We start from the raw sequence: 21,498 nt of genomic DNA, 5'->3' as shown, positions 1-21,498 counted from the left end.
TTCAGGCGCCGGAAGCGGGGGCTGACAAGGGAGCAGCACCGGAAGCCGCGTCAGACGCAGCCCCCGCCTTGGCCGGCGCAGACACCTTCACCGGCGTGCCAGGCCGCAGGTTCTGCTTGCCTTCCATCACCACCTTCTCGCCGGGCTTGATGCCTTCGACCACCGCGAACTCGCCGCTGGCGTAGCGCAGCTTCAGGTCGCGCAGCTGGGCCTTGCCTTCGGGATCGACCACATAGGCCCTGCGGTCCGCGCCACTGAGGATCAGCGCAGACTGCGGCACCACCGTCACGCCCTTCAGCGTGGCCAGCGTCAGCTGCACCGACACATACTGGCCGGGCCAGAGCAGCTGCCTGGCGTTCGCCACCTCGGCCTTCAGCTTGATCGTGCCGCTGGTCGGGTCCACCGTGTTGTCGATGAAGGCCACCTTGCCGTCGATCAGCTCGCGCTGCGCGGTCACGGTTGCCGGCCGGGCCACCTTCAGCGAGGCGCCAATCACGCCGGCACTGCCTTCGGCCAGCAGCGCCGGCAACTGGGCCTCGGGCACCGTGAAGCTCACGCCAATCGGGTCCAGCTGGCTGATGGTGACCAGTGCATCGCCGGTCGGCGACACCAGGCTGCCCGGGTGCACCGCAATCGCGCCGGTGCGGCCGGCCATCGGCGCGCGCAGGCTGCCGTAGCCGGCGCTGACCTGGGCGCCGCGCACGGCGGCTTCGTCGGACGCCAGCAGCGCCTTCTGCGCGTCGTACTGGGACTGCAGCGTATCCAGCGCGCCTTGCGAGATGAAGTTCTGCGCCTTCAGTTCCTGGTTGCGCTTGAGCTGCCGTGCCAGGTCGGCCAGCGTCGCCCGGTCGTGCAGCACGGTGGCCTGGGCCTTGTCGACATTGGCCTGGTCGCTGCGGTCGTCGAAGGTGAACAGCAGGTCGCCCTGCTTGACGAACTGGCCTTCCTTGATCGCCACGCGGCTGACCGTGCTCGAGAGCTGCGGCCGGACTTCCACCGTGGTCAGCGGCACCACGGTGCCCGAAGCATCGAGCGTGACAGGCATGTCGCGCTGCTGCGCGGTGAACACCGTGACCGCCTGAGGCGCCGGGCCGCGGCTGGCCTGCGCTTCCGCGGCCTTGGCAGCGGCCGCCGAATGGGACCGCCACCAGAAAAAACCGCCGGCTCCCACCGCCACGGCCACCAGCCACCAGACCACGCTTGCTTTTTTCATGCTGCCTGCTTCAAAAACACATCAGGCCGGCCTCCTTGTGAGGAGCCGGCCTTGATCGAGAACTGCTTCAAAACCCAGGGAAGGAGCCAAAACCGGCCCGCCAGTTCCGCGCCACTGCCGCTGCGCCTCACGCAGGCGATCTGCTTTACAAAACTTGACCGCGCAGGCTGGGGTCCAACACCGGGGTCTGCATCTTACAAACTTGGATGACAAACAATCGGTGCCGATCCAATTTTGCAGTGGCGAGGTCTTGCCGCCATACTGGCCCGCAACCTCCTTGCCTGCTTGCCAAAGCACCTTCGCATGAGCTTGCCTGAACCGGTCCGCCCCCTCGCCGCCCTGGGCGACATGTCTGCCGAGCCTGCTGCGCCCGCGCGGAAATCGCCGCCAAAGCCACGCGCCAGCCACCGCAAGGCCCCACCCGGCCAGACCGCCCGCAAGATCGACCTGGCGCTGCAAGGCGGCGGTTCCCACGGCGCCTTCACCTGGGGCGTGCTGGACGCCCTGCTGGAAGACGGCCGCCTGGTGCCGGACGGCATCTCCGGCACCAGCGCCGGTGCCATGAATGCCGCCGTGCTGGCCACCGGCTACGCCCATGGCGGCGCCAACGGCGCGCGCGAAGCCTTGCGAAGCTTCTGGCAGGCCGTCAGCGGCAACCCGGGTTGCATGGGCGCCAGCACGCTGCCCGGCAGCTTCCAGTGGCCAGCGTGGATGTTCAACCCGGCGCAGTGGCCAGGCTTTGCCGGCGCCCAGGCCTTTTTGCACCTGTGGAGCCCCGCCCAGCTGAACCCGTTAGGGCTGGACCCGCTGCGCGACATCGTCGCCCGCCATGTGGACTTCCCCGCCATCCAGCGCGGCCCGGTGCGGGTCTACATCACCGCCACTTCGGTGCGCACCGGCCAGCCGCGCATCTTCAAGGGGGACGAACTGAGCATCGAGGCCTTGATGGCCTCGGCCTGCCTGCCGCAGACCAGCCGCACCGTGCTGGTCGATGGCGAGCCCTACTGGGATGGCGGCTTTGCCGGCAACCCCAGCCTGTGGCCGCTGATCTACGGCACCGTCACCAGCGACCTGCTGCTGGTGCAGATCAACCCGCTGGTGCGCGAAGGCATTCCCGGCACCGCGCTGGAGATCCAGGACCGGCTCAACGAGATCACCTTCAACGCCAGCCTGGTCGCCGAAATGCGCGCCATCGCCTTCGTGCAGCGCCTGGTCGACGAACGCCGGGTGGACCTGGGCCGCTACAAGGCCTTGCGGCTGCACCGAGTGTCCGACGAAGCAGGCCTCGCCCAGTTCGGCGCGTCCAGCAAGCTCAACAGCGACCCGCGGCTGTTGAACCTGCTGTGCGAACTGGGCCGCAAGGCCGCCACCGGCTGGCTGGAAAACCACCTGCAGGACATCGGCAAGCGCAGCTCGCTGGACCCGCACACCGCCTACCTGGACAAGCGCAACACCCGCGAACCGGGCTGAGCCCCGGAACACGGCAGCCCGGCCGGCGGTCAACAAGCCGGCGCGCACTGCCGTTGTGCTCGGAACGATTGGAGACCTCGTGTCACTGCTTCTGCCCTCTTCTGCTTTTTCTTCCCGGCCCACCGCGTCCCGCCGCCAGGTGCTGGGCTGGCTGGCCGCGCTGGCCGGCACAGCCGGCAGCCTGCCCAGCATGGCCGCCACAGGCTCGTCCAGCCCTTCCTCACTGCCGCAAAGCGCCGACCTGCTCTACCAGGTGAGCTGGGGCCCGCTGACGCTGGACGCCGAACAGCACTGGCGGCTGGACGGCAAGCGCTACACGCTGAGCACCGAGCTGAAGCTGCCGCTGGCCTTCAAGAACCGCCGCTATGTCAGCCACGGCACCGTCGGCGAAGCCGGGCTGGTGCCGGAACTGTACGAAGACCTGGAGGTCGGCGACCCCAAGCCGCGCAACGTCGCCCAGTTCGACCGGGCCGCCGGCCTGCTGCACTACGGCCGGCTCGACAAGCTCAAGACCGCAGCGCTGGAGCCCGGCATGCAGGACATGAACGTGCTGTCCTTCCAGCTGGCCTTCCTGGGCCTGCAGGCGGTTGGCAAGCCCATGCCCGTCACCAACGGCAAAAGTGTCGTCCAGCACCGTTTCAGCCAGGCTGTGGCCACTCCGGTGCAGGTCAATGGCAAGTCGGTCGAGACGGTGCGGCTTCAAAGCACTGCGGTGGACGGCGACATCGAGGTCTGGCTGGCGCCCAGCCTGGGCAACCTGCCGGTGACCGTGGTGCGTGGCCAGGACGGCAAGTCGCTGCGCTTTGTTGCCAGCTCGATCAGCTTCAAACCCTGAGCTGAAAGCCACCGGCTTTTTCATCCCAAGCGCATTCAGCCCGGCTTGACCGGGCACCAGCCGCCGGATCTTCGGATTCAGGCGGCTTTTTTTCGTCTTGAGCGAGCGTACCGGGTGGTCTGATGCCTCAAGGCCTTCTCCAAGCGGCTGTTCGGAACCCAGGGAGGGGGCCGGCCCGTGGAAAAAGGGAGGGGCCTGTTATTCCTCTTGTCTTTCAATCTTTAAATCTGGAAGTCATAGTAGAGGGCGACTGTTTCTGTGGACAAGCCTGTTTTTCCTTTTTTAATCAATGGCTTGCAAAGGCCATAACCCTGTGTGGGGGACCCGGTATTGGCCAATGGCTCCTCTACAACAAGATGGGTCTTGCGCCCTGGTCGGTGGATAACCGGGTGCTTGTTCAAAACTTGTCCACACACCTGTGCCTTGACGGACCACGTTAGTTCGGACAATGGCATGACATGACCCGCCCAAAGCCCTCCTGGCGACCCTTGCCGCGTGCCGGTGTGCCGGCCAGTTGCGTGGCCCTGCCGCATGGCGGCCGCTGGCCCAGCCTGCTGGCTTTCCTGGCCGAGCGCCTGCCGGTGCTCAGCGAAGCCGACTGGGCGCGCCGCATGGACCAGGGCCTGGTGCTGGATGGCCAGGGCCAGCCGCTTGCGCCAGCGGCACCGTACACACCGTCCCGCCACGGCCCGGCGGCGCTGGTCTGGTACTGGCGCGAGGTGGCAGACGAGGTCGAGATCCCGTTCGAAGCCGAGCTGCTGTACCGCGACCAGCACCTGGTGGTGGTCGACAAGCCGCACTTCCTGCCGATGTCACCGGTCGGCCGCTACGCCAGACACACCTTGCTGGCCCGGCTGCAGCAGTCGCTGGGGCTGGACAGCCTCACGCCCATCCACCGGCTGGACCGCGAGACGGCAGGCGTGGTGGTCTTTTGCATCGAGCCGGCCACGCGCGCCGCCTACCAGGCGCTGTTTCGCGAGCGCGCGGTCCACAAGGTCTACGAGGCGGTCGCGCCAGCGTCAGAGAGCTTGCGTTTTCCGTTGCAGCGCCGCAGCCGCATCGCCCCGGCCGCGCACCACATGCTGATGCAGGAAACCGGGGGCGAGCCCAATGCCGAGACGTGCATCGAATGCCTGGGCAGCCTGGCGGGCGATGCCGCGTTGGCCCACTACCGTTTGCGGCCGCTCACCGGCCGCACCCACCAGCTGCGAGTGCACATGAACGCGCTCGGCCTGCCGCTGTTGCATGACACGCTTTACCCGGTGCTGCATGCCGAACCAGCCCCCGGCGAGGCGCCGGACTTCAGCCGGCCTTTGCAATTGCTGGCCCGCGAGCTGGCTTTTGTCGACCCGGTGACCGGCCTGTCGCACCACTTTTCCAGCACCAGGACGCTGGCTGCGGTGGCAGGGCCTGCGGCGCAGCGGAACTGGGCGCAAGCCCCTGGGTCTGCTGTTTAAGCACCTTGCCGGTGCAAAAAGCCGGATTTCATTGATCAAACGTCGTGATTTGTCATGTCGTCTCCACAGTAGCCCCACTGACAAACTAGGGCTTGCGGAACAAAATCACATTCCCGATAGGTGCTGGCTCAAGCTTGTTGTCTCTTGTGCCGAACAACTTCTAGGGACCACCGGGGAAGGAGACATCCATGAGCATGCCCGACAACTCGACCTGGCCCACCACTGCGCTCGCCGTTGCCCAACCGGTGCGCTGGCGCGCCTTGGCCATGAAGCTGTGTGACCACGCGCCGGTCTCGGCGCGGCGCCGTGCCGCTTTTGACCCCGCGTTTGACCCGGTGGCGCCGCAGTGGGCTTACTTCCTGTGGGCCGACCCTGTGGGTGACCTGCACGATCTCGCGCCGACCGAATGGGGTGTCGTTTCCGCCGGCTCGCCCATTGCCGAAATCCGCGCGTTGATCGGTGACCAGACGCCGCTGCACTTTGTCAGCCCCGGCCGGGCCCAGATCAGCACCTTGCTGCGCATGCTGCACGACATTGGCGACGTGCCGGCCTGCCTGCAACCGGTGCTGGAACGCCGCATTGCCGCCGCGCTCGCGGCCGAACAACCGCCGCGCCACATCGACGCTGCGTTTCACCGCTTCCTGCGCAAGCTGACCTGAACGCTGAACGCGTGCGTCAGCTTCAGGTGCTGGACCGCGGCACCAGCGTGAAACCCAGGTCGATGGCCGGCCGCGCCACCGGCTGGCCGCGCATCAAGGCCAGCAGCATGGCCGCTGCCGCCTCGCCGATCTCGCCGCGTGGCGTGCGCACGCTGGTCAAGGGAGGCAGCATCTGGTCGCTGCCGGTCAGGTCGTTGAAACCGGCCACGGCCACCTGCTCCGGCACTTTCACACCCAGCCGCAAGGCCGCCAGCAAGGCGCCCTGGGCCAGGTCGTCGTTGCAGAAGAAGATCGCATCGACCGCCGGCCGCTGGCCAATGATCTGCTCGAACATGCGCCCGCCCAAAGCAATGGACGACGGCGCCGGGTTCAGCCATTCCAGCGTGGGTTCGTAAAGCCCGGCCTCGGTCAGGGCGTCGCGCCAGCCGGCCAGGCGCTGCAGCGTGCGCGCGTCCAGCTGGGCCGCGGCAAAGGCAATGCGGCGCCGGCCGCGGCCCAGCAAATGCCGGGTCATCGCCATGCCGGCCGCATGCTGTGAAAAGCCCACGCAATGCAGCCCTGGGGCCTGCGCAGTCTCCATCAGGTGCACACATGGCACGCCACTGCTGGCGATCAGGGCGCGTGTGCCGGCCCGGCGCTCCAGCCCGGTCACCAACACGCCGGCTGGGCGGTGCAGCAACTGCTCGCGCAGCAGCTGCTCCTCTTCGGCCTCGTCGTAGTGCGTCACGCCGATCAGCACCTGGTAGCCGGCCGGGCGCAGCGTGCGCTGCACGGCCTCCAGCAGGTCGACGAACAAGGCGTTGCTCAGCAGCGGGATCAGCACCGCCACATGCGTGCTGTGGCGCGAGGCCAGCGCGCGGGCAGCCGGGTCCGGCATGTAGCCCAGCTTGTCGGCCGCTTCGCGCACCCTGGCCACCAGCTCGGGGTCGACCGCGCGTTCCCCGCGCAAGGCCCGCGAAACGGTGATCGGGCTGACACCGGCGGCCAGCGCCACGTCGTTCAGCGTGACACGGCCGGTGGCGCGGCGACGTTTGGCAGCAGGCAGGTTCATGAAGAGTGGGCAGACCGTGGGCAAAAGGGAGAAGTCACTGACGGTACCGCGCCACGGGAAAACACGGAGGCGAGACGCGGTGCCGCAGTTTTAGGATAGCGCTGTCCATCAGCAAGCAGCAATCTACATTTTCCCAGGCGAATGCCTTCACCTTCCTCCTCATTCCAATGGACAGCGCTATCTCTTCAACAAGCCTGCCCAGCGTGGTCGTGATGGGCGTCGCCGGCTGCGGCAAGTCCAGCGTCGGTGCTGCGCTGGCGCAGGCCGAAGGACTGCCGCTGATCGAGGGCGACGATTTCCACGGCGAGGCCAACCGGGCCAAGATGGCACAAGGCATTGCCTTGACCGATGCCGATCGCCAGGGCTGGCTGGACCGGCTGGCCGCGCTGTTGCAACAACATCCGCAAGGCGTGGTGCTGACCTGTTCGGCGTTGAAAATGGCCTACCGCGAGCGCTTGCGCGCAGCCTGCCCGGGTCTGGCCTTCCTGTATCTGCAGATTGACCGCGACGCTGCGCTGGCCCGTGTCGCCAACCGCAGCGCGCATTTCTTCTCGGCCAGCCTGGTCGACAGCCAGTTCGCCACGCTGGAACCCCCGGTCGGCGAGCCGCGTGTGCTGACCTTGGACGCCACCGCGAAGCTGGCCGAGCTTCAGCAGCAGGCCAGTGCGTGGCTGCATGCCGGAATCACTGAATGAACACTTCTTCTTCTTCGCCGCCCGTTTCATCGCCTCCCACCTCCGCGTTCCAGCGCCTGCTGCAGGGCGCGATGGCTGCCTGCCTGGCCGTGATGGCGCTGTCGGTCTTTGTCAACGTGGTGCTGCGCTATGGCTTTGGCAACGGCATTGCCGCCAGCGAAGAGCTGTCGCGCCTGCTGTTCGTCTGGCTGGTCTTCATCGGTGCCACGGCCGCCTACCCGCGCGGCGAGCACATGGCCTTCACCAGCCTGCTGGGCTTGCTGCAACAGCGGCCGCGCGCACTGGCGCTGATGGCCGCGCTGATACGGCTGCTGGTCGTCTTCGCCTGCGTGCTGCTGGGCTGGGGCGCGTGGCAGCAGGTCAGCGTCGGCTGGGCCAGCCGCTCGGTCGTGCTGGGCTACCCGAATGCCTTGCTGCCGCTGCCGGCCCTGCTGTGCGCACTGGCCATTGGCGTGATGGCGCTGGCCGAGCTGCTGCGCAATGCGCCGCTGGCGCTGGGCCATGACGCGGAAGTGGAGTGAGCACCATGACACCTGAAGTCCAGGCCCTGGCCGTCTTCTGCGGCGGCATGCTGCTGCTGATGGGCATCGGCATGAACATGGCGCTGGCGCTGGTGCTCACCGGTGCCGGCATGGCCTGGGTGCTGGGCTTCTGGGACACCCAGTTGCTGGCCCAGAACCTGGTCGCGGGCGTGGACAGCTTCCCGCTGCTGGCGGTGCCGTTTTTCATCCTCGCGGGCGAACTGATGAACAGCGGCGGCATCAGCCGGCGCATCATCGACATGGCGCAGGCCTGGGTCGGTCACATCCGCGGCGGGCTGGGTTTTGTCGCCATCGGCGCCGCGGTGCTGATGGCCAGCATGAGCGGCTCGGCGCTGGCCGACACTGCCGCGCTGGCCACCATCCTGCTGCCGATGATGCGCGAGCGCGGCTACCCGCTGCCCGTCTCGGCCGGGCTGATCGCCTCGGGCGGCATCATCGCGCCCATCATCCCGCCGTCCATGCCTTTCGTGATCTACGGCGTGACGACCAACACCTCGATCTCGGCGCTGTTCGTCTCCGGCATCGTGCCTGGGCTGGTGATGGGCACCGGGCTGATCCTGGCATGGAAATGGGTGCTGCGCCGCACGCCGCTGCCGGCCGACCCTGCCCTGCCGATGGCCGAGCGTGTCAAGGCCACGGTGCGGGCCTTCTGGGCCATGCTGATGCCGGTCATCATCATCGGCGGCATGAAGAGCGGTGTCTTCACGCCGACCGAAGCGGCCGTGGTCGCCGCCTTCTACGCGCTGGTGGTCGCCTTCCTCGTGCACCGCGAGATGAAGCTGGCCGAGCTGTACGGGGTGCTGGTTCGGGCCGCGCGCACCACTGCCATCGTGATGTTCCTGTGCGCCGGTGCGCAGGTAGCCAGCTACATGATCACGCTGGCCGACCTGCCCAGCGTGCTCACGGCCAGCCTGGGCACGCTGGTCGACAGCCCGCGCCTGCTGATGGCGGTGATGATGGTCGCGCTGGTCGTCATCGGCACCGCGCTGGACCTGACGCCCACCATCCTGATCTTCGCGCCGGTGATGCTGCCCATTGCCGTCAAGGCCGGCATCGATCCGGTGTATTTCGGGCTGATGTTCGTGCTCAACGGCGCCATCGGGCTGATCACGCCGCCGGTCGGCACGGTGTTGAACGTGGTGGCCGGCGTCGGCCGGCTGTCGCTGCACCAGGTCATCAAGGGCGTGAACCCGTTCCTGTTCACCTACCTGGTGATTCTGACGCTGTTCGTCGTTTTCCCGCAGCTGGTCATCGCGCCGATGCATTGGCTGCGCTGACCTTCCTTCTGGAGAAATTCGCATGCATGCAGTTCGCTGTTCTGTTCGCCGCTCGGTGCTCGCCGCCGGCATCGCCGCCAGCTTGGGTCTGGCTTCGTTCGCCGCGATGGCGCAAGACGTCAAGCCGCGGCTGATCCGCTTCGGCTACGGGCTCAACGAGCAGAGCAACCAGGGCCGGGCAGCCAAGTTTTTTGCCGAACAGGTCGACAAGGCCTCCGGCGGCAAGCTCAAGGTGCGCGCCATCGGCGCTGCCGCGCTGGGGCCTGACACGCAGATGCAGCAGGCGCTGATCGGCGGCGCGCAGGAAATGATGGTCGGCTCCACCGCCACGCTGGTGGGCACGGCCAAGGAAATGGCGCTGTGGGACACGCCCTTCCTGTTCAACGACGCGAAGGAGGCCGACGCGGTGCTGGACGGCCCGGTCGGCAAGCAGGTGATGGACAAGCTGGCCGACAAGGGCCTGGTCGGCCTGGCCTACTGGGAAAACGGCTTCCGCAACTTGACCAACAGCAAGCGCCCGGTGCAGAAGCTCGAAGACCTGGACGGCATCAAGCTGCGCGTGATGCAGAACAACGTCTACCTCGACAGCTTCAAGCTGCTGGGTGCCAATGCCGTGCCGCTGCCGTTCTCCGAGCTGTTCGGCGCGCTGGAAACCAAGGCCGTGGACGGGCAGGAGAATCCGTTCAACACCATCCTGTCGAGCAAGTTCTTCGAGGTGCAGAAGTACCTCAGCATCACCAACCACGTCTACAGCCCGTGGATCGTCACCGTCAGCCGCAAGTGGTGGGACACGCTGTCGCCGGCCGAGCAGAAGATCCTGCGCGATGCGGCCATCGCCAGCCGCGACTTCGAGCGCCAGGACACCCGCGCCGAGGCCAGCCGTGCATTGAGTGACCTGAAAGCCAAGGGCATGGCGATCAACGAGTTGAGTGCCACCGAAGCTGCCCGCATGCGCGACAAGCTCACGCGGGTGAACGCCGGCATTGCCACCACCGTCGGCATGGAACTCTGGCAGCAGACCCAGGCCGAGCTGGGCAAGCTGCGCGCGAAGAAGTAAGGGAAGTAAGGGGGGCAGGACCCGCTCAGGCCAGCGACTCGAACAGGCGCAGCGGCGGTGCGTCGGGCGGATCGTTCGGCAGCCGCACGTTGCCGATCTCTTGCATGCCGATGTGCGCCAGCACCCGAGCCGAGGCCAGGTTCTCCGGCGAGGTGATGGCCAGGATGCGTGGCATCTTCAGCACCTGGTGGCCGTGCACCAGGCAGGCCGCGGCGGCTTCGCGCGCAAAGCCCTGGCCCTCTTGTTCCGGCAGCAGCGCGTAGCCCAGGTCCGGCACCGGCAGGCCTTCGCGGTGGATCAGGCCGCACAGTCCCACCGGCGCGCCATCGTCCAGCCGCTCCACGGCCCAGAAGCCGTGGCCGGTCTCGGCGTAGTGGTTCAGCAGCCGGCAGGCCATCCAGTCACGCGCCTGGGCAATGTCCCGCACCCCCCGGTCACCGATGTAGCGCAGCCAGCCTGGGCTGTTCAACAAGGCAACCACCAGGCCGGCATCGACGGGGGTGAACTGGCGCAGGCGCAGGCGGCGGGTGCGCAGGATTTCGATCGGTTCGGCAGCTTGCATGCAGGGCGGGAGAAAGTGCGGCTCAGCGTGCGGCGACGCTGGCGGAAGCGGGCGTGGCCGCGGGTGTGGCGGTGGGTGCGGCCAGCGCCGCGGGCGGGCGGAAAGGCAGCCGCGGTTCGGCAATGCCGCTGGCCCGGTTCAGCAGCATCAGCGTCATCGGGCCGACCTGGCCGTCCGGCTTGATGCCTTGTACCTTCTGGAAGGCCGACACGCGGTTGCGCAGCATCTCGCCGTCACTGAAATGCGGTGGGCCGCCGTCCACCTGGGCCAGCTGCTGGGCCAGCCAGTCGGCCTGCGGGCCGTCGGTGCCCATGGGCTGGCCGGCGTCGTAGCTGGGCGGGGCGCGCCAGAAGGTCGCGAAGTCGCCGCGCCACAGCCAGGCCAGCCGGGCCAGCGGCACGCGCAGCGGCCTGGCGCCGGGTGTGGCGGCCTGCAGCGTGGCGGCGTCGTCGTCCAGCGCGCTGAGCAGCACGTGGGCGTTGCGGCCGCGCTCATCGGTGAGCGTCAGCAGGCCGGGGCGGGCCAGCTGGCGGATCGGCGCCAAGCCGCGGCGCGCGTTGTAGCAAACCAGGCCACGCGCGCGCGCCGCGCTGCAGGCCTCGCCGCTGGCCAGCGTCACGCCCCACCAGCTGGCCAGCTGGCGCAGGGCCTGGTCGTCGCTGACATCGCCGGCCGCCAGCAGGCGCTCCAGTGCCTCGGCGTCGTCTGTCATGACGGGCGTGGCTGGCGCGATGGGCGCAGGCGCACTGGCTGCATTCAGCGCGGCCAACGCGGTAGCGCCCATGTCCAGCACGGCCGAAGCGCGGGGCGAGATCGTCTGCGCAACGCTGGCCACCGCCGGTGGTGCTGCGCTCGCAGCCGGGGCGCTGGCGGCAGCGACCGCCTCGGCCAGCGCGCTGGCCTTGGGCAGGCTGCCCGGCAGCCGTGGCACCACCCACAGCGAACCGGCCAGCACCGCGCCGGCCGCCGCACCGCCGGCCAGCCAGGCCGGCCAGTTCAGGCGCGACAGCGGCACGGTGCCCTGCAGGTTCTGGCCAAACACGTCGGCCGCGGCCCGGTCCACCAGCGCGCGGTCGACCCGCTTCTCTCCGGCCTGGAAGGCCAGCAGCAGCGCCCGGTCGCACAGCACGTTGATGCGCCGCGGCGTGCCGCGGCACAGCCGGTGCAGCCGGCGGATCGCGTCGTCCTCGAACAGGCCAGGCCCCTGGTAACCGGCCACTTCGAGCCGGTGCGCCAGGTAGCGCCGCACCTCGTCCAGCGAAAGCGCCGGCAGGTGGAAACGCGCCACCACGCGCTGCGAGACCGATTCCATCTCGGTCATCGCCAGCATGTTGCGCAGTTCGGGCTGGCCGATCAGCAGCACCTGCACCAGCTTGCTCTCGTTGGTCACCAGGTTGGTCAGGAGGCGCAGCTGTTCCAGCACGTCGAACGACAGCGCCTGCGCCTCGTCCACCGCGATCAGCGTGCGCCGGCCGCTGGCGTGGGCCAGCAGCAGGTGGCCGTGCAGCGCGTCGATCAGGTCGGCCTGGTCGTCGGCCAGCTCGATGCGCAACTCCTCGCACAGCCGCCGCAGCAGCGCCGTCACACCGAGCTTGGGATTGGCCACGTAGGCCACGTCCACATGCCCGGGCAGCTGCTCCAGGAAGGCGCGCCAGACGGTGGTCTTGCCGGCGCCGATCTCGCCGGTCAGCAAGACAAAGCCGCCGGCCCGGCGCAGCCCGTACATCAGGTAGCCCAGCGCTTCGCGGTGCTTGTCGCTGAGGTAGAGGAAACGCGGGTCCGGCGCCACCGAAAACGGCTCGCGGGCCAGGCCGAAATACGACTCGTACATGGGCTAGCAGCATAACGGCGCGGCTGGCTAAGATCCGCGCATTGCCATCTTCTGGCCCCACAGGACTTGCCCGATGCCTTACATGCTGCTGATCAACGAACCCACGGGCCAGCGCGAGGCGCGCGGCCGCGCCGAAGGCGAAAAGGTCTACGCCCGCATGCTGGACTTTGCCGCCACGCTGCAGGCGCGCGGCGTGCTGCAGGCCGCCCAGTCGCTGGCCGGGCTGGAGCAGGCGACGAAAGTCCAGGTGCGCGACGGCCAGCCGCGCTGGGTCGACGGGCCGTTTGCCGAGGTCAAGGAAATGGTCGGCGGCTATTTCCTGGTCGACGTGCCCACGCGCGAGGAAGCGCTGGCGATTGCCGCCGCCTGCCCGGCCGCGGAATGGGCGACCATCGAAGTGCGCAACCTTGGCCCGTGTTTCCACGACCTGCCCGCCTGAACCAGATTTTTAGGTATTAACCCTCGGCCCCTGTCGATCCGGCCCGGTCTGCCTCGTCGTCAAGACATGAGCGCAGACACAAGGAGAGCCCGATGCGATTCATGATCATCGTCAAGGCCACCGCCGAGACCGAAGCCGAGGCGCCGATGGGCGACGCGGCGCTGATGGCCGAGATGAGTGCCTACCACCAGCAGCTGAGCCAGGCCGGCGCGCTGCTGGATGCCAACGGCCTGAAGCCCAGCCGCGAAGGCTGGCGCATCCGCCACGGCAGCGACGCGGCCGGCAAACCCACGCGCCAGGTGACCGACGGCCCGTTTGCCGAGACCAAGGAACTGATCGCCGGCTACACGCTGATCCAGGTCCGCTCGCGCGAAGAGGCGATGGAGTGGGCCCGCCGTTTCCCGGCGCCGATGGGCGCGGGCCGGCCGGCCGAGATCGAGGTGCGCTTGCTGTACGAGCCGCATGAGCTGGACGATTTCCCCCGTGCCGTGGCCGACTGAACTGCATCCCAACCCCCAGGAACCCTCCCATGTTGAAAGCCCTGAGCTACGGCGGCCTCGCGCTGCTGGCCGTGATTGTGCTGGTGCTGATCGCCGCGACCTTCCGGCCCGACACCTTCCGCGTCGAGCGCCACATCACCATCGCCGCATCACCCGAAAAGCTGTACCCCTTTGTCAGCGACATGCACCAGTTCAACCGCTGGAACCCCTACCTGCGCAAGGACCCGGCGTCCAAGCAGCGCTACGGCGAGATCACTGCCGGCCCCGGCGGTTTCTACGCCTGGGAGAGCGAGTCGCTGGGCGTGGGCAGCATGCGCATCGAGCAGGTGCAGCCGCCGCGCGAGGTGCACATGGCGCTGGAATTCGTCAAGCCCTTCGAGGCCCACAACCAGGCCGACTTCACGCTCACACCCCAAGGCCAGCAGACCGTGGTCACCTGGGCCATGCACGGTCCGGCCAACTACATGAGCAAGCTGATGGACCTCCTGACCCTGATGGACCGCATGGTCGGCCGCGACTTCGAGGACGGCCTTCAAAACCTCAAGGCCCTGGCTGAATGAAGCACCCGGTAGGCCGGGTACGGCCCACCACCCGCCGGGCGGGTGCCTGGCCACCTTGGGGCGGCCCGGCGGCGGCCAGGCGTACCGCGTCCACCGGCCCTGCGCCAGCGACCCTTCCTCTTCTTCCGTGATCAATTCTGGAGTCCTCATGCACAAGCAAATCTTCGTCAACCTGCCCACCCGCAACCTGCCTGCGGCCCGCGCCTTCTTCGAGGCCATGGGGTATTCGTTCAACCCGCAGTTCAGCAACGACGCCGGCGCCTGCCTGGTGCTGGGTGACAACCTGTTCGCGATGATCCTGAGCGAGCCGTTTTTCCAGGGCTTCGCGCGCAAGCCGATTGCCGATGCACGGGAGGTTACCGAGGTGCTGGTCTGCCTGTCCTGCGAAAGCCGGGCCGAGGTCGATGAACTGGTCGCCAAGGCGGTGGCGGCCGGCGGCAGCGCCCCGCGCCCGCCGGTGGACCACGGCTTCATGTACGGCCATGGTTTCGAGGACCTGGATGGCCACGTCTGGGAACTGGCCTACATGGATGCTTCCGCCGCCGGCAATCCCACAAAGGACGCCTGACGTGACGAAGGCGTCGGCTGCGCAAGATGACGCGATCGACCGCACCCAGCGCACCATCGCCGCCGTCTGGCGCATCGAGTCGGCGCGCATCGTCGCCAGCGTTGCGCGCATGGTGCGCGACGTCGGCCGCGCGGAAGAACTGGCGCAGGACGCACTGGTCACCGCGCTGGAGCACTGGCCCAGGGAAGGCCTTCCCGACAACCCCGGCGCCTGGCTGATGACGGTGGCCAAGCGCCGCGCGCTCGACGCGATCCGCCAGCACGCGATGCAGCAACGCCACCACGAAGTCATCGGCGAAGAGCAGGAGGCGCTGGGCACCGGCGTCGTGCCGGACTTCACCGACGCGCTGGACGCCGCGCGCCAGGACGTGATCGGTGACGACCTGCTGCGACTGATCTTCACCGCCTGCCACCCGGTGCTTTCGCCCGAGGCCCGCGTCGCGCTGACGCTGCGCCTGCTGGGCGGCCTCAGCACCGGCGAGATCGCCCGCGCCTTCCTGCAGAGCGAGGCCACGGTCGCCCAGCGCATCGTGCGCGCCAAGCGCACGCTCAGCGCCGCCCAGGTGCCCTTCGAGCTGCCGCGACCCGAGGCGCTGGGCGAGCGCCTGGCCACCGTGCTGGCCGTCGTCTACCTGATCTTCAACGAAGGCTACGCGGCCACCAGCGGCGGCGACTGGATGCGCCCCGCGCTGTGCGACGAGGCGCTGCGCCTGGGCCGCATGCTGGCCGGCCTTGCGTCCGATGAACCGGAAGTCCACGGCCTGGTCGCGCTGATGGAGCTGCAAGCCTCGCGCACGCCGGCGCGCACCGACGACCAGGGCCGCCCCGTGCTGTTGCTGGTGCAGGACCGCGGCCGCTGGGACCATTTGCTGATCCGCCGCGGCCTGGCCGCCCTCGAACGCGCAGAAGCCTTGAGCGCGGGCGCACAAGGCCTGGGCCCCTACGCGCTGCAAGCCGCCATCGCCGCCTGCCACGCCCGCGCGTTGATGGCAGACGCCACCGACTGGCCGCAGATCGCCGCCCTCTACGACGCGCTGGCGCAGGTCGCGCCGTCGCCGGTCGTCGAGCTCAACCGCGCCGTCGCCATCGGCATGGCCTTCGGCCCCGCGGCCGGCCTGGCCCTGGTCGACACGCTGGCCCAGGACCCCGCCCTCACCCGCTACCACTGGCTGGCCAGCGTGCGCGGCGACCTGCTGGCCAAGCTCGGCCGCCACACCGAAGCCGAGCAGGCCTTCACCGAGGCCGCAGCGCTGACGCAGAACGAGCGGGAACGGGCGCTGCTGCGGGAGCGGGCACAGGAAAGCCAGGCGGCTGGCACGCAGCGGGCGCCTCACGCCTGAACCGGTGGGCAGTGGCCGCTGGCAGTCCCTAGCTTGCAGCCCTGCCGGCTGGCCCATTCCCTCGGATACTTGCCGCGCGGCGATTTGAGCGCCGCGCAAAGCATCCACCGAGGGAGTACCACCATGACCGAAGCCGTCAACCCGTTCCAGCCGCCCAACGCCGAGCTGATCCTGCCCGCCAGTGGCGAAAAGCCCGACCTGAAGACCCTGTACTTCAGCTTCCAGGGGCGCATCTCGCGCAAAGTCTTCTGGCTTTACGGCGTGCTGTTCTTCTTCCTGGCGATGCTGGTGCTCGGCGGCCTGGTCGGTGCCGTCGCCCTGGTGTCTGAAACACTGAGCTGGATCCTTGCCGTGCCTCTCTACATCGCCGGGACCTGGATCGGCCTGGCGATGCAGGTCAAGCGCTGGCATGACCGCGACAAGTCCGGCTGGTGGATCCTGATCGGCCTCATCCCGGTCATCGGCAGCATCTGGGCCTTCATCGAAACCGGCTGCCTGCGCGGCACCGTCGGCCCGAACCGTTTCGGCGACGATCTGACAGACCAATACTGAAGTTGCCGATCCTCACCAAAACCGCCACCAGGGTTTGGCAGCGGCCGTCGGTACGGCGGTCGCGGGCGGCGGCGCTTCGCCCGCGCCCAACAGGTGCGCGCGGGCCAGGCCCATGCATTCCTCGTCCAGCGCCAGACCTGACGCCGAGCCGATCACCACGCTGGCCAGGCTGCAACGCGGACAACACGCCGTCGTGCCCTCGTCCCACCAGCGCACGATCTCGGCCGGCGCAAACATCGCCCCGCAGCCAATGCACCCGCAGACCTCGCTGCCCAGGACCTCATCCCGGTTGTCGCTGGCCGCCATCTGGTAGGCGTACGGGTCGGTGCCGGGGTCCCAGCTGCGGCCGCTGGGAAGCCTCACTTCGGTCATGTGAGGCTCAAGCGCTGGGGCGCAGACGGCTCACCGCCGGCACCAGCGGCTTGATCATGAATTGCGCCCGGGCCTCGAAGCCCAGTGGACGTCGGCCAGCGCTGCCCGCCACTGGCGCGCCAGCGTGTCGAGATCGATCTGGTCCGGGCTGGTGAAGATGATGCCGCGCCGCGCCGCGTGGTGGTTGAGGTAGACCTCCTGCTCCATCGCGCACAGCGCACGGGCGGCGAGGCGGGCAGGTTGAGCGGCGGCGAGGGCATGCAGCCAGTTTAGGCGGCGGCGTTGACGGGCGTCACGGCAACCCCCATCAGGCGCTGGACAAGCGAACGGACAAGCGCTGCAATGCAACATCGGGCTCTGGCGAGGCGCCGTGAGGGGCTTGTTGTGGGCTTGGTCCTACAGGCCCATGCAATGCCCACCGACGGCGGCTCGCGCCAACAGCCCACGCCCTGCAGCAGAGGGGGCTTTTAACCTTCGTCCATCGCCTTCCATCCACCGCGGCCGGCAACGGTCTCACAGGAGAAACTCATGCTGCATTACGCCGTTGTCTTTTTCATCATTGCGCTGATTGCAGCGCTTTTCGGCTTCGGCGGCATTGCCGCTGGAGCAGCAGGCATCGCGAAGATCCTGTTTTTCGTGTTCCTGGTGCTGGCCGTGGCCGGCCTGATCGTGAACCTGCTGCGCGGACGCGGTTGACGGCAGTCGCCTGAATGGCCTGGCGTGCTACATGCATGCCATGGCTTTTTTCTGGGCGTCTGCCGCCACCCTTTTCCGCTTTCTGACCTTGTTCCCCCGCTGTTTCAATCCACCCTAGGAGATCCCCATGAGCACCACTCCCAACACCACCCCCACTTCTTCTTCCACCATTTCCGGCGCCGCCAGCGCAGCTGCCGACAAGGCCGCCTCCGTTGTGCAGCCGGTGGCTGAAGCCGTGGCCAAGGAAGCCGCCCGCTTCGGCGAAATGGCCGAAAGCTGGTGGACCCGCAATGCGCAGATGGCCAAGAGCGCCGCCGTGCATGTGAAGGACGAAGCCGCTGCGCTGAACGACCGCACCCAGCGCTATGTGCGCGACGAGCCGGTCAAGTCGATGCTGGTGGCAGCCGCCGTCGGCGCCGCGCTGACCGGCCTGATCGTGCTGCTGGCCAAGCAGCGCGACCGCTGATCGTCCTGCGCCTGCCGCCCCGTTTCGCCCCACCTCTTGCCGCCCTCCCGGAGATCCGCATGCTGCCGCCTCTTGTCTCCCGACTGGTCTCCGACCCGTCGCTGGCGATCGAGCATGCGCGGCGCTATGCGGCGCTGACCGAGGCCGAGCTGGCCTATGCCGGCCAGTACTGGCAGCGCCGGGCGGTGGCAGCGGTGGCGGCGGCGGTGCTGCTGGGCGTTGGCCTGATGCTGGGCGGCGTGGCGCTGCTGGTGGCCCAAGGCCCTGGCGCGCAAGCCGGCTGGCAGGCCAGCTGGTTGTTCTGGGCGGTGCCGCTGGTGCCGCTTGCGCTGGGCGTGCTGGCTGCCTTCATCGCCGCCGGCAGCGTCCAGCCCACCCCTTTTGCCACGCTGCGCGCGCAGCTGGCGCAGGACGCAGCGCTGCTGCTGCCGGCCACCGCGCAAACCGCGGCCCAGGCCATGGCCAACAGCGCGGTCGCCCAATCGCCTGAGCCTGTCGGCGAACCGGCGTTCAGCCCCCCGTCTTCTGCTTCGTCAGCGCCGGCCCGGGAGGCCGAACCATCATGAGCACGTTGCCACCGGATGCAGAGGCAGCGATGGCGCTTGCTGCGGAAAGCGCGCCCAAGGGCAGTGCCGCTGCGGTCAGCCTCGCGGCGTCCCGACTGGTGATGCACCGCAGCCAGATCCTGGACGGCATGGCGGCCGAGCAAGGCCCTGCGCAGGCCGGCTCGCGTCGCCGCGGCCCATCCTGGGGCCGCTGGCTGGGCCGCTTCAGCTTCCTGGCGCCCCTGCTGGGCCTGAGCAGGCTCAGCGGCCTGCTGGAGGCCGAGCAGCTGCTGCAAGGCCAGCTCAGGCCGCTGGCCCTGCGTCACCCGAAAACCCTGCTGCTGGCCTCTGCGGCGACCGGCAGCTTCGTCTACCTGCTGCTGCCCCGCGTCTGGCGCTTCCTGCTCTGGCCCACGCTGCTGGCCGAAGGCCAGATGCTGGCCCAGCGCACCGTTCGTGATGTGTTGATGGGCGCGGTCGCCAGTGCGACCCAAGCCGTCAGCCCAGGCCCCGCCTCATCCGATGCCACTGAATTTCCATCCCCCACCGAAACCCCTCTAAATCCGACTCCTGGGAGCACCTCATGATCAGCGTCAGCGTGTCAGCCGGCAGTTTGCCTGGCGTGTGTGGCTGCGGCTTGGCCGCGGTGATCGCGCTGTGCAGCGCCGCACCGGCGCTTGCGCAGGACGGACCGGCAGGCGATGCCGAGCCGGTGGCCGCCGTGAAGCAGCTGCCAGCCAGCGTGCCGGCGAGTGCCCTGGCTTCCGGCGAGGTGTCGACCGCCACGCCCATCACCGGCCAGCCGACGCCGCTGCCCGCCTACGACGGCTACTCGTCGGCCGCCGCCGCCGAGATGGCCGCGCGCTACCGTGCCCCCAGCCTGGGCGGTGGCCGCACGCTCAACACCTCGCAGCGCTCCACGCTGTCGCTCTGGCGGGACACCGGCGCGCCGACCCGCTCCATCTGGCGCGTGGGCCTGGCGCCCAGCCTGCCGGCGCCGCAGATGGTGGGCGGCCCGCCGCCGGCCTCGCCGCATGTCGAGCTGGCCTTCACCGCGCGCGTCGAGCGTTTCGACCGCGGCTTCAAGCCCCGCTCCGACGCCGATGCCTGGAAGGAACTCGGCACCTTCCGCATGCAGCTGGGCGGTACCAACGAAATGGCACTCAAGCCGCGCCGCGGCGGCCTGTCGCTGAGCTGGCAGTCCAAGTTCTAAATCCGCAAGTTCCGACGCCGGACGCCCCGGCGCCTTCGCCGCAGCCCGCGCTGCGCGCTTCATCCAAAGCAGTACCTCTATGGCTACGCCTGCAATGAGCCGGCGCGGTGCGCTGTGCGCGCTCGCGCTGAGCTGGGTCTGTTTGAGCAATGTGTCCTGCAGCGCCACGCTGCCGCCCAGAGAGGCGGTTGCCATGCCGGTGGCGGCCAGCGTGGGCGCGCTGGGCCGTGACCTGAAGGTGGCCGACTCCAAGGGCGAGGTGTCTGACGCCGCCACCCGCAACATCGTCGCCGGCGTGGCCGCCGAGGGCCACGCCAAGCTGGCGCTGCACCACCTGCAGGTGATGGCCGACGGCATGCCCGACGTGCCGCTGTACCGCGGCAACACCGCCAGGCTGCTGATCGACGGGCCCCAGGCCCTGGGCGCGATGCGCGCGGCCATTGCCGGCGCGACCCGGCGCGTGCTGCTGGAAAGCTACATCTTCGAGGACGAAGGCCTGGCCCGCCAGATGGCCGACCTGCTGCGCAGCAAGGCCGCGCAAGGCGTGCAGATCGCGGTGATCTACGACAGCGTCGGCTCGCTGGGCTCGGAGAAAACCTTCTTCGAGGAACTGCGCGCCGGCGGCGTGGCCGTCTGCGGCTACAACCCGGTCAGCCCGTTCGAGCGCGCCGGCTTCTGGAACATCACCCAGCGCGATCACCGCAAACTGCTGGTGGTCGATGACCGCATCGGCTACACCGGCGGCATCAACATCAGCCAGGTCTATGCCTCCGGCTCCTTCAGCCTGCGCCGCCGCGCGCCGCAGGTTGACCCGCTGAAGAACGGCTGGCGCGACACCCAGATCGAGGTCCAGGGCCCCATCGTGCCGGCGCTGGCCGAATCCTTCGAGCACCAGTGGAACGGCCAGGGCTGCGAGGGCAAGCTGCCGCCGCCGCCCACCACGCCCACGCCGGTGCAGGGTGAGCGCGTGCTGCAGCTGCTGCTCAGCCAGCCCGGCCAGAAGGCCAACCCGATCTACCGCTCGGTGCTGCGCGCGATCGACGCGGCCCAGCAGAGCGTGCACCTGACCATGGCCTACTTCGCGCCCGGCGAGGACATGCTCAAGGCCTTGTGCGACGCCTCGCGGCGTGGCGTGCAGGTCGTGCTGGTGCTGCCGTCGAAAAGCGACTTCGGCCTGATGCTGGCCGCTGGCCGCGGCTACTACCAGCAGCTGCTGGAAGCCGGCGTGCAGGTGCACGAGCTGCAGGACGCGATGCTGCACGCCAAGACCGCGGTGGTCGATGGCGTGTGGTCCACCGTCGGCTCCAGCAACCTGGACTGGCGCAGCTTTGCCGACAACGCCGAGATCAACCTGGTCGTCGTCGGCGACGACTTTGCGCAGGTGCTGGAGGCCCAGTTCCAGCGCGACCTGCAGGCCTCGGCCGCCATCACGCCTGCTGCCTGGGCCCAGCGTGGTCTGGGCGCCAGGCTCAAGGAGTGGACGGGCCGCCTGTTCGAGCGCTGGCTCTGATCTGAGGCAGACGCGAAGCAGACCGGCGAGCCGCGCCAAGGGCATGTTCTCGGGCGCCCATTCAGCCGGCCGTCCTACAGGCCGCGGCG

General features: G+C 68.7%; 26 protein-coding genes. 20 read left to right on the top strand and 6 right to left on the bottom strand.

The features are described from left to right. Position 1: 1 nt before the first annotated feature. A complete protein-coding gene (locus AC3WR5_RS18375) occupies positions 2 to 1,213 on the bottom strand; it encodes an efflux RND transporter periplasmic adaptor subunit (RefSeq protein WP_492486134.1) in 1,212 nt (403 codons plus the stop codon). A gap of 303 nt (positions 1,214 to 1,516) precedes the next feature. Here AC3WR5_RS18375 and AC3WR5_RS18370 point away from each other — a divergent pair, with 303 nt between their 5' ends. The 4 genes from AC3WR5_RS18370 to AC3WR5_RS18355 all read left to right on the top strand — a co-directional run bounded on the left by AC3WR5_RS18370 (position 1,517) and on the right by AC3WR5_RS18355 (position 5,634). Further along, the gene (locus AC3WR5_RS18370; RefSeq protein ID WP_492486132.1) at positions 1,517 to 2,683 is read left to right on the top strand and encodes a patatin-like phospholipase family protein; all 1,167 of its coding nucleotides are present in this window, start codon (positions 1,517 to 1,519) and stop codon (positions 2,681 to 2,683) included. Positions 2,684 to 2,762: 79 nt separating this feature from the next. Further along, the gene (locus tag AC3WR5_RS18365) at positions 2,763 to 3,518 is read left to right on the top strand and encodes a DUF3108 domain-containing protein (protein ID WP_492486131.1); all 756 of its coding nucleotides are present in this window, start codon (positions 2,763 to 2,765) and stop codon (positions 3,516 to 3,518) included. 458 nt (positions 3,519 to 3,976) lie between these two features. Further along, positions 3,977 to 4,975 (top strand): pseudouridine synthase, encoded by a 999-nt coding sequence (locus AC3WR5_RS18360; RefSeq protein WP_492486129.1) that lies wholly within the window; start codon positions 3,977 to 3,979, stop codon positions 4,973 to 4,975. Positions 4,976 to 5,163: 188 nt separating this feature from the next. After that, positions 5,164 to 5,634 (top strand): hypothetical protein, encoded by a 471-nt coding sequence (locus AC3WR5_RS18355; protein WP_141285269.1) that lies wholly within the window; start codon positions 5,164 to 5,166, stop codon positions 5,632 to 5,634. A 22-nt stretch (positions 5,635 to 5,656) separates the two neighbouring features. On the opposite strand, the gene gntR is transcribed toward AC3WR5_RS18355, so the two are convergent. Continuing rightward, positions 5,657 to 6,685 carry an HTH-type transcriptional regulator GntR gene (gene gntR, locus AC3WR5_RS18350; protein WP_141285271.1) on the bottom strand — a complete coding sequence of 343 codons (1,029 nt, stop codon included), beginning with the start codon at positions 6,683 to 6,685 and terminating at the stop codon, positions 5,657 to 5,659. Positions 6,686 to 6,852: 167 nt separating this feature from the next. Between gntR and AC3WR5_RS18345 the strand changes: the two genes are divergently transcribed. Genes AC3WR5_RS18345 through AC3WR5_RS18330 form a run of 4 tightly spaced genes read left to right on the top strand, consistent with a single transcriptional unit; the run spans position 6,853 to position 10,256 of the window. After that, positions 6,853 to 7,380, top strand: coding sequence for a gluconokinase (locus AC3WR5_RS18345; protein WP_492486127.1), 528 nt, complete (start codon positions 6,853 to 6,855; stop codon positions 7,378 to 7,380). Further along, positions 7,377 to 7,901: a TRAP transporter small permease subunit gene (locus AC3WR5_RS18340; protein WP_492486125.1), complete on the top strand. Its 525-nt coding sequence runs from the start codon at positions 7,377 to 7,379 to the stop codon at positions 7,899 to 7,901. The genes AC3WR5_RS18345 and AC3WR5_RS18340 overlap by 4 nt, the downstream gene beginning before the upstream one ends. 5 nt (positions 7,902 to 7,906) lie before the next feature. Further along, a complete protein-coding gene (locus tag AC3WR5_RS18335; protein WP_492486123.1) occupies positions 7,907 to 9,199 on the top strand; it encodes a TRAP transporter large permease in 1,293 nt (430 codons plus the stop codon). Positions 9,200 to 9,221: 22 nt separating this feature from the next. Next, positions 9,222 to 10,256 (top strand): TRAP transporter substrate-binding protein, encoded by a 1,035-nt coding sequence (locus AC3WR5_RS18330; RefSeq protein WP_492486122.1) that lies wholly within the window; start codon positions 9,222 to 9,224, stop codon positions 10,254 to 10,256. A gap of 25 nt (positions 10,257 to 10,281) precedes the next feature. Here the strand turns inward: AC3WR5_RS18330 and AC3WR5_RS18325 are convergent, their stop codons facing one another. Both AC3WR5_RS18325 and AC3WR5_RS18320 read right to left on the bottom strand, forming a co-directional pair. After that, positions 10,282 to 10,818, bottom strand: a complete 537-nt coding sequence (locus AC3WR5_RS18325) for a GNAT family N-acetyltransferase (RefSeq protein WP_492486120.1) — start codon at positions 10,816 to 10,818, stop codon at positions 10,282 to 10,284. Between the two features lie 22 nt (positions 10,819 to 10,840). After that, positions 10,841 to 12,649, bottom strand: a complete 1,809-nt coding sequence (locus tag AC3WR5_RS18320) for an AAA family ATPase (RefSeq protein ID WP_492486119.1) — start codon at positions 12,647 to 12,649, stop codon at positions 10,841 to 10,843. 73 nt (positions 12,650 to 12,722) lie between these two features. Here AC3WR5_RS18320 and AC3WR5_RS18315 point away from each other — a divergent pair, with 73 nt between their 5' ends. The 6 genes from AC3WR5_RS18315 (at position 12,723) to AC3WR5_RS18290 (ending at position 16,607) form a co-directional block, all read left to right on the top strand. Next, complete coding sequence (locus tag AC3WR5_RS18315; protein ID WP_492486118.1) at positions 12,723 to 13,088, top strand: YciI family protein; 366 nt, start codon at positions 12,723 to 12,725, stop codon at positions 13,086 to 13,088. A gap of 92 nt (positions 13,089 to 13,180) precedes the next feature. Then, entirely contained in the window at positions 13,181 to 13,588 is a 408-nt protein-coding gene (locus AC3WR5_RS18310; RefSeq protein WP_492486116.1) for a YciI family protein, read from the top strand. 29 nt (positions 13,589 to 13,617) lie between these two features. Next, positions 13,618 to 14,148 carry an SRPBCC family protein gene (locus tag AC3WR5_RS18305; protein ID WP_492486114.1) on the top strand — a complete coding sequence of 177 codons (531 nt, stop codon included), beginning with the start codon at positions 13,618 to 13,620 and terminating at the stop codon, positions 14,146 to 14,148. Between the two features lie 148 nt (positions 14,149 to 14,296). Then, positions 14,297 to 14,716 carry a VOC family protein gene (locus AC3WR5_RS18300; RefSeq protein ID WP_492486112.1) on the top strand — a complete coding sequence of 140 codons (420 nt, stop codon included), beginning with the start codon at positions 14,297 to 14,299 and terminating at the stop codon, positions 14,714 to 14,716. A 34-nt stretch (positions 14,717 to 14,750) separates the two neighbouring features. Further along, positions 14,751 to 16,055: an RNA polymerase sigma factor gene (locus AC3WR5_RS18295; protein ID WP_492486304.1), complete on the top strand. Its 1,305-nt coding sequence runs from the start codon at positions 14,751 to 14,753 to the stop codon at positions 16,053 to 16,055. Between the two features lie 123 nt (positions 16,056 to 16,178). Beyond that, positions 16,179 to 16,607, top strand: coding sequence for a DUF805 domain-containing protein (locus tag AC3WR5_RS18290; RefSeq protein ID WP_492486110.1), 429 nt, complete (start codon positions 16,179 to 16,181; stop codon positions 16,605 to 16,607). 12 nt (positions 16,608 to 16,619) lie between these two features. On the opposite strand, the gene AC3WR5_RS18285 is transcribed toward AC3WR5_RS18290, so the two are convergent. Then, positions 16,620 to 16,979, bottom strand: a complete 360-nt coding sequence (locus AC3WR5_RS18285; RefSeq protein ID WP_492486108.1) for a hypothetical protein — start codon at positions 16,977 to 16,979, stop codon at positions 16,620 to 16,622. Positions 16,980 to 17,033: 54 nt separating this feature from the next. Next, on the bottom strand, positions 17,034 to 17,186 hold the full coding sequence (locus AC3WR5_RS18280; RefSeq protein ID WP_492486107.1) for a hypothetical protein: 153 nt from the start codon (positions 17,184 to 17,186) through the stop codon (positions 17,034 to 17,036). 321 nt (positions 17,187 to 17,507) lie between these two features. Between AC3WR5_RS18280 and AC3WR5_RS18275 the strand changes: the two genes are divergently transcribed. The 6 genes from AC3WR5_RS18275 to AC3WR5_RS18250 all read left to right on the top strand — a co-directional run bounded on the left by AC3WR5_RS18275 (position 17,508) and on the right by AC3WR5_RS18250 (position 21,409). After that, positions 17,508 to 17,675 (top strand): DUF1328 domain-containing protein, encoded by a 168-nt coding sequence (locus AC3WR5_RS18275; protein WP_141288647.1) that lies wholly within the window; start codon positions 17,508 to 17,510, stop codon positions 17,673 to 17,675. 127 nt (positions 17,676 to 17,802) lie between these two features. Then, a complete protein-coding gene (locus AC3WR5_RS18270) occupies positions 17,803 to 18,141 on the top strand; it encodes a hypothetical protein (RefSeq protein ID WP_141288648.1) in 339 nt (112 codons plus the stop codon). Positions 18,142 to 18,200: 59 nt separating this feature from the next. After that, positions 18,201 to 18,707 carry a hypothetical protein gene (locus AC3WR5_RS18265; RefSeq protein ID WP_231010547.1) on the top strand — a complete coding sequence of 169 codons (507 nt, stop codon included), beginning with the start codon at positions 18,201 to 18,203 and terminating at the stop codon, positions 18,705 to 18,707. Beyond that, a complete protein-coding gene (locus tag AC3WR5_RS18260) occupies positions 18,704 to 19,273 on the top strand; it encodes a hypothetical protein (RefSeq protein ID WP_492486105.1) in 570 nt (189 codons plus the stop codon). Before AC3WR5_RS18265 ends, AC3WR5_RS18260 begins: the two co-directional genes overlap by 4 nt. Then, the gene (locus AC3WR5_RS18255; RefSeq protein ID WP_492486103.1) at positions 19,270 to 19,899 is read left to right on the top strand and encodes a hypothetical protein; all 630 of its coding nucleotides are present in this window, start codon (positions 19,270 to 19,272) and stop codon (positions 19,897 to 19,899) included. The genes AC3WR5_RS18260 and AC3WR5_RS18255 overlap by 4 nt, the downstream gene beginning before the upstream one ends. Positions 19,900 to 19,978: 79 nt before the next feature. Further along, positions 19,979 to 21,409: a phospholipase D-like domain-containing protein gene (locus tag AC3WR5_RS18250; protein WP_492486101.1), complete on the top strand. Its 1,431-nt coding sequence runs from the start codon at positions 19,979 to 19,981 to the stop codon at positions 21,407 to 21,409. Positions 21,410 to 21,498 lie beyond the last annotated feature (89 nt).

The organism is Ideonella sp. FW305-24, assembly GCF_058788035.1.
Note: the sequence above shows the minus strand (reverse complement) of the source record. Positions and strands in the feature narration are given on the sequence as shown.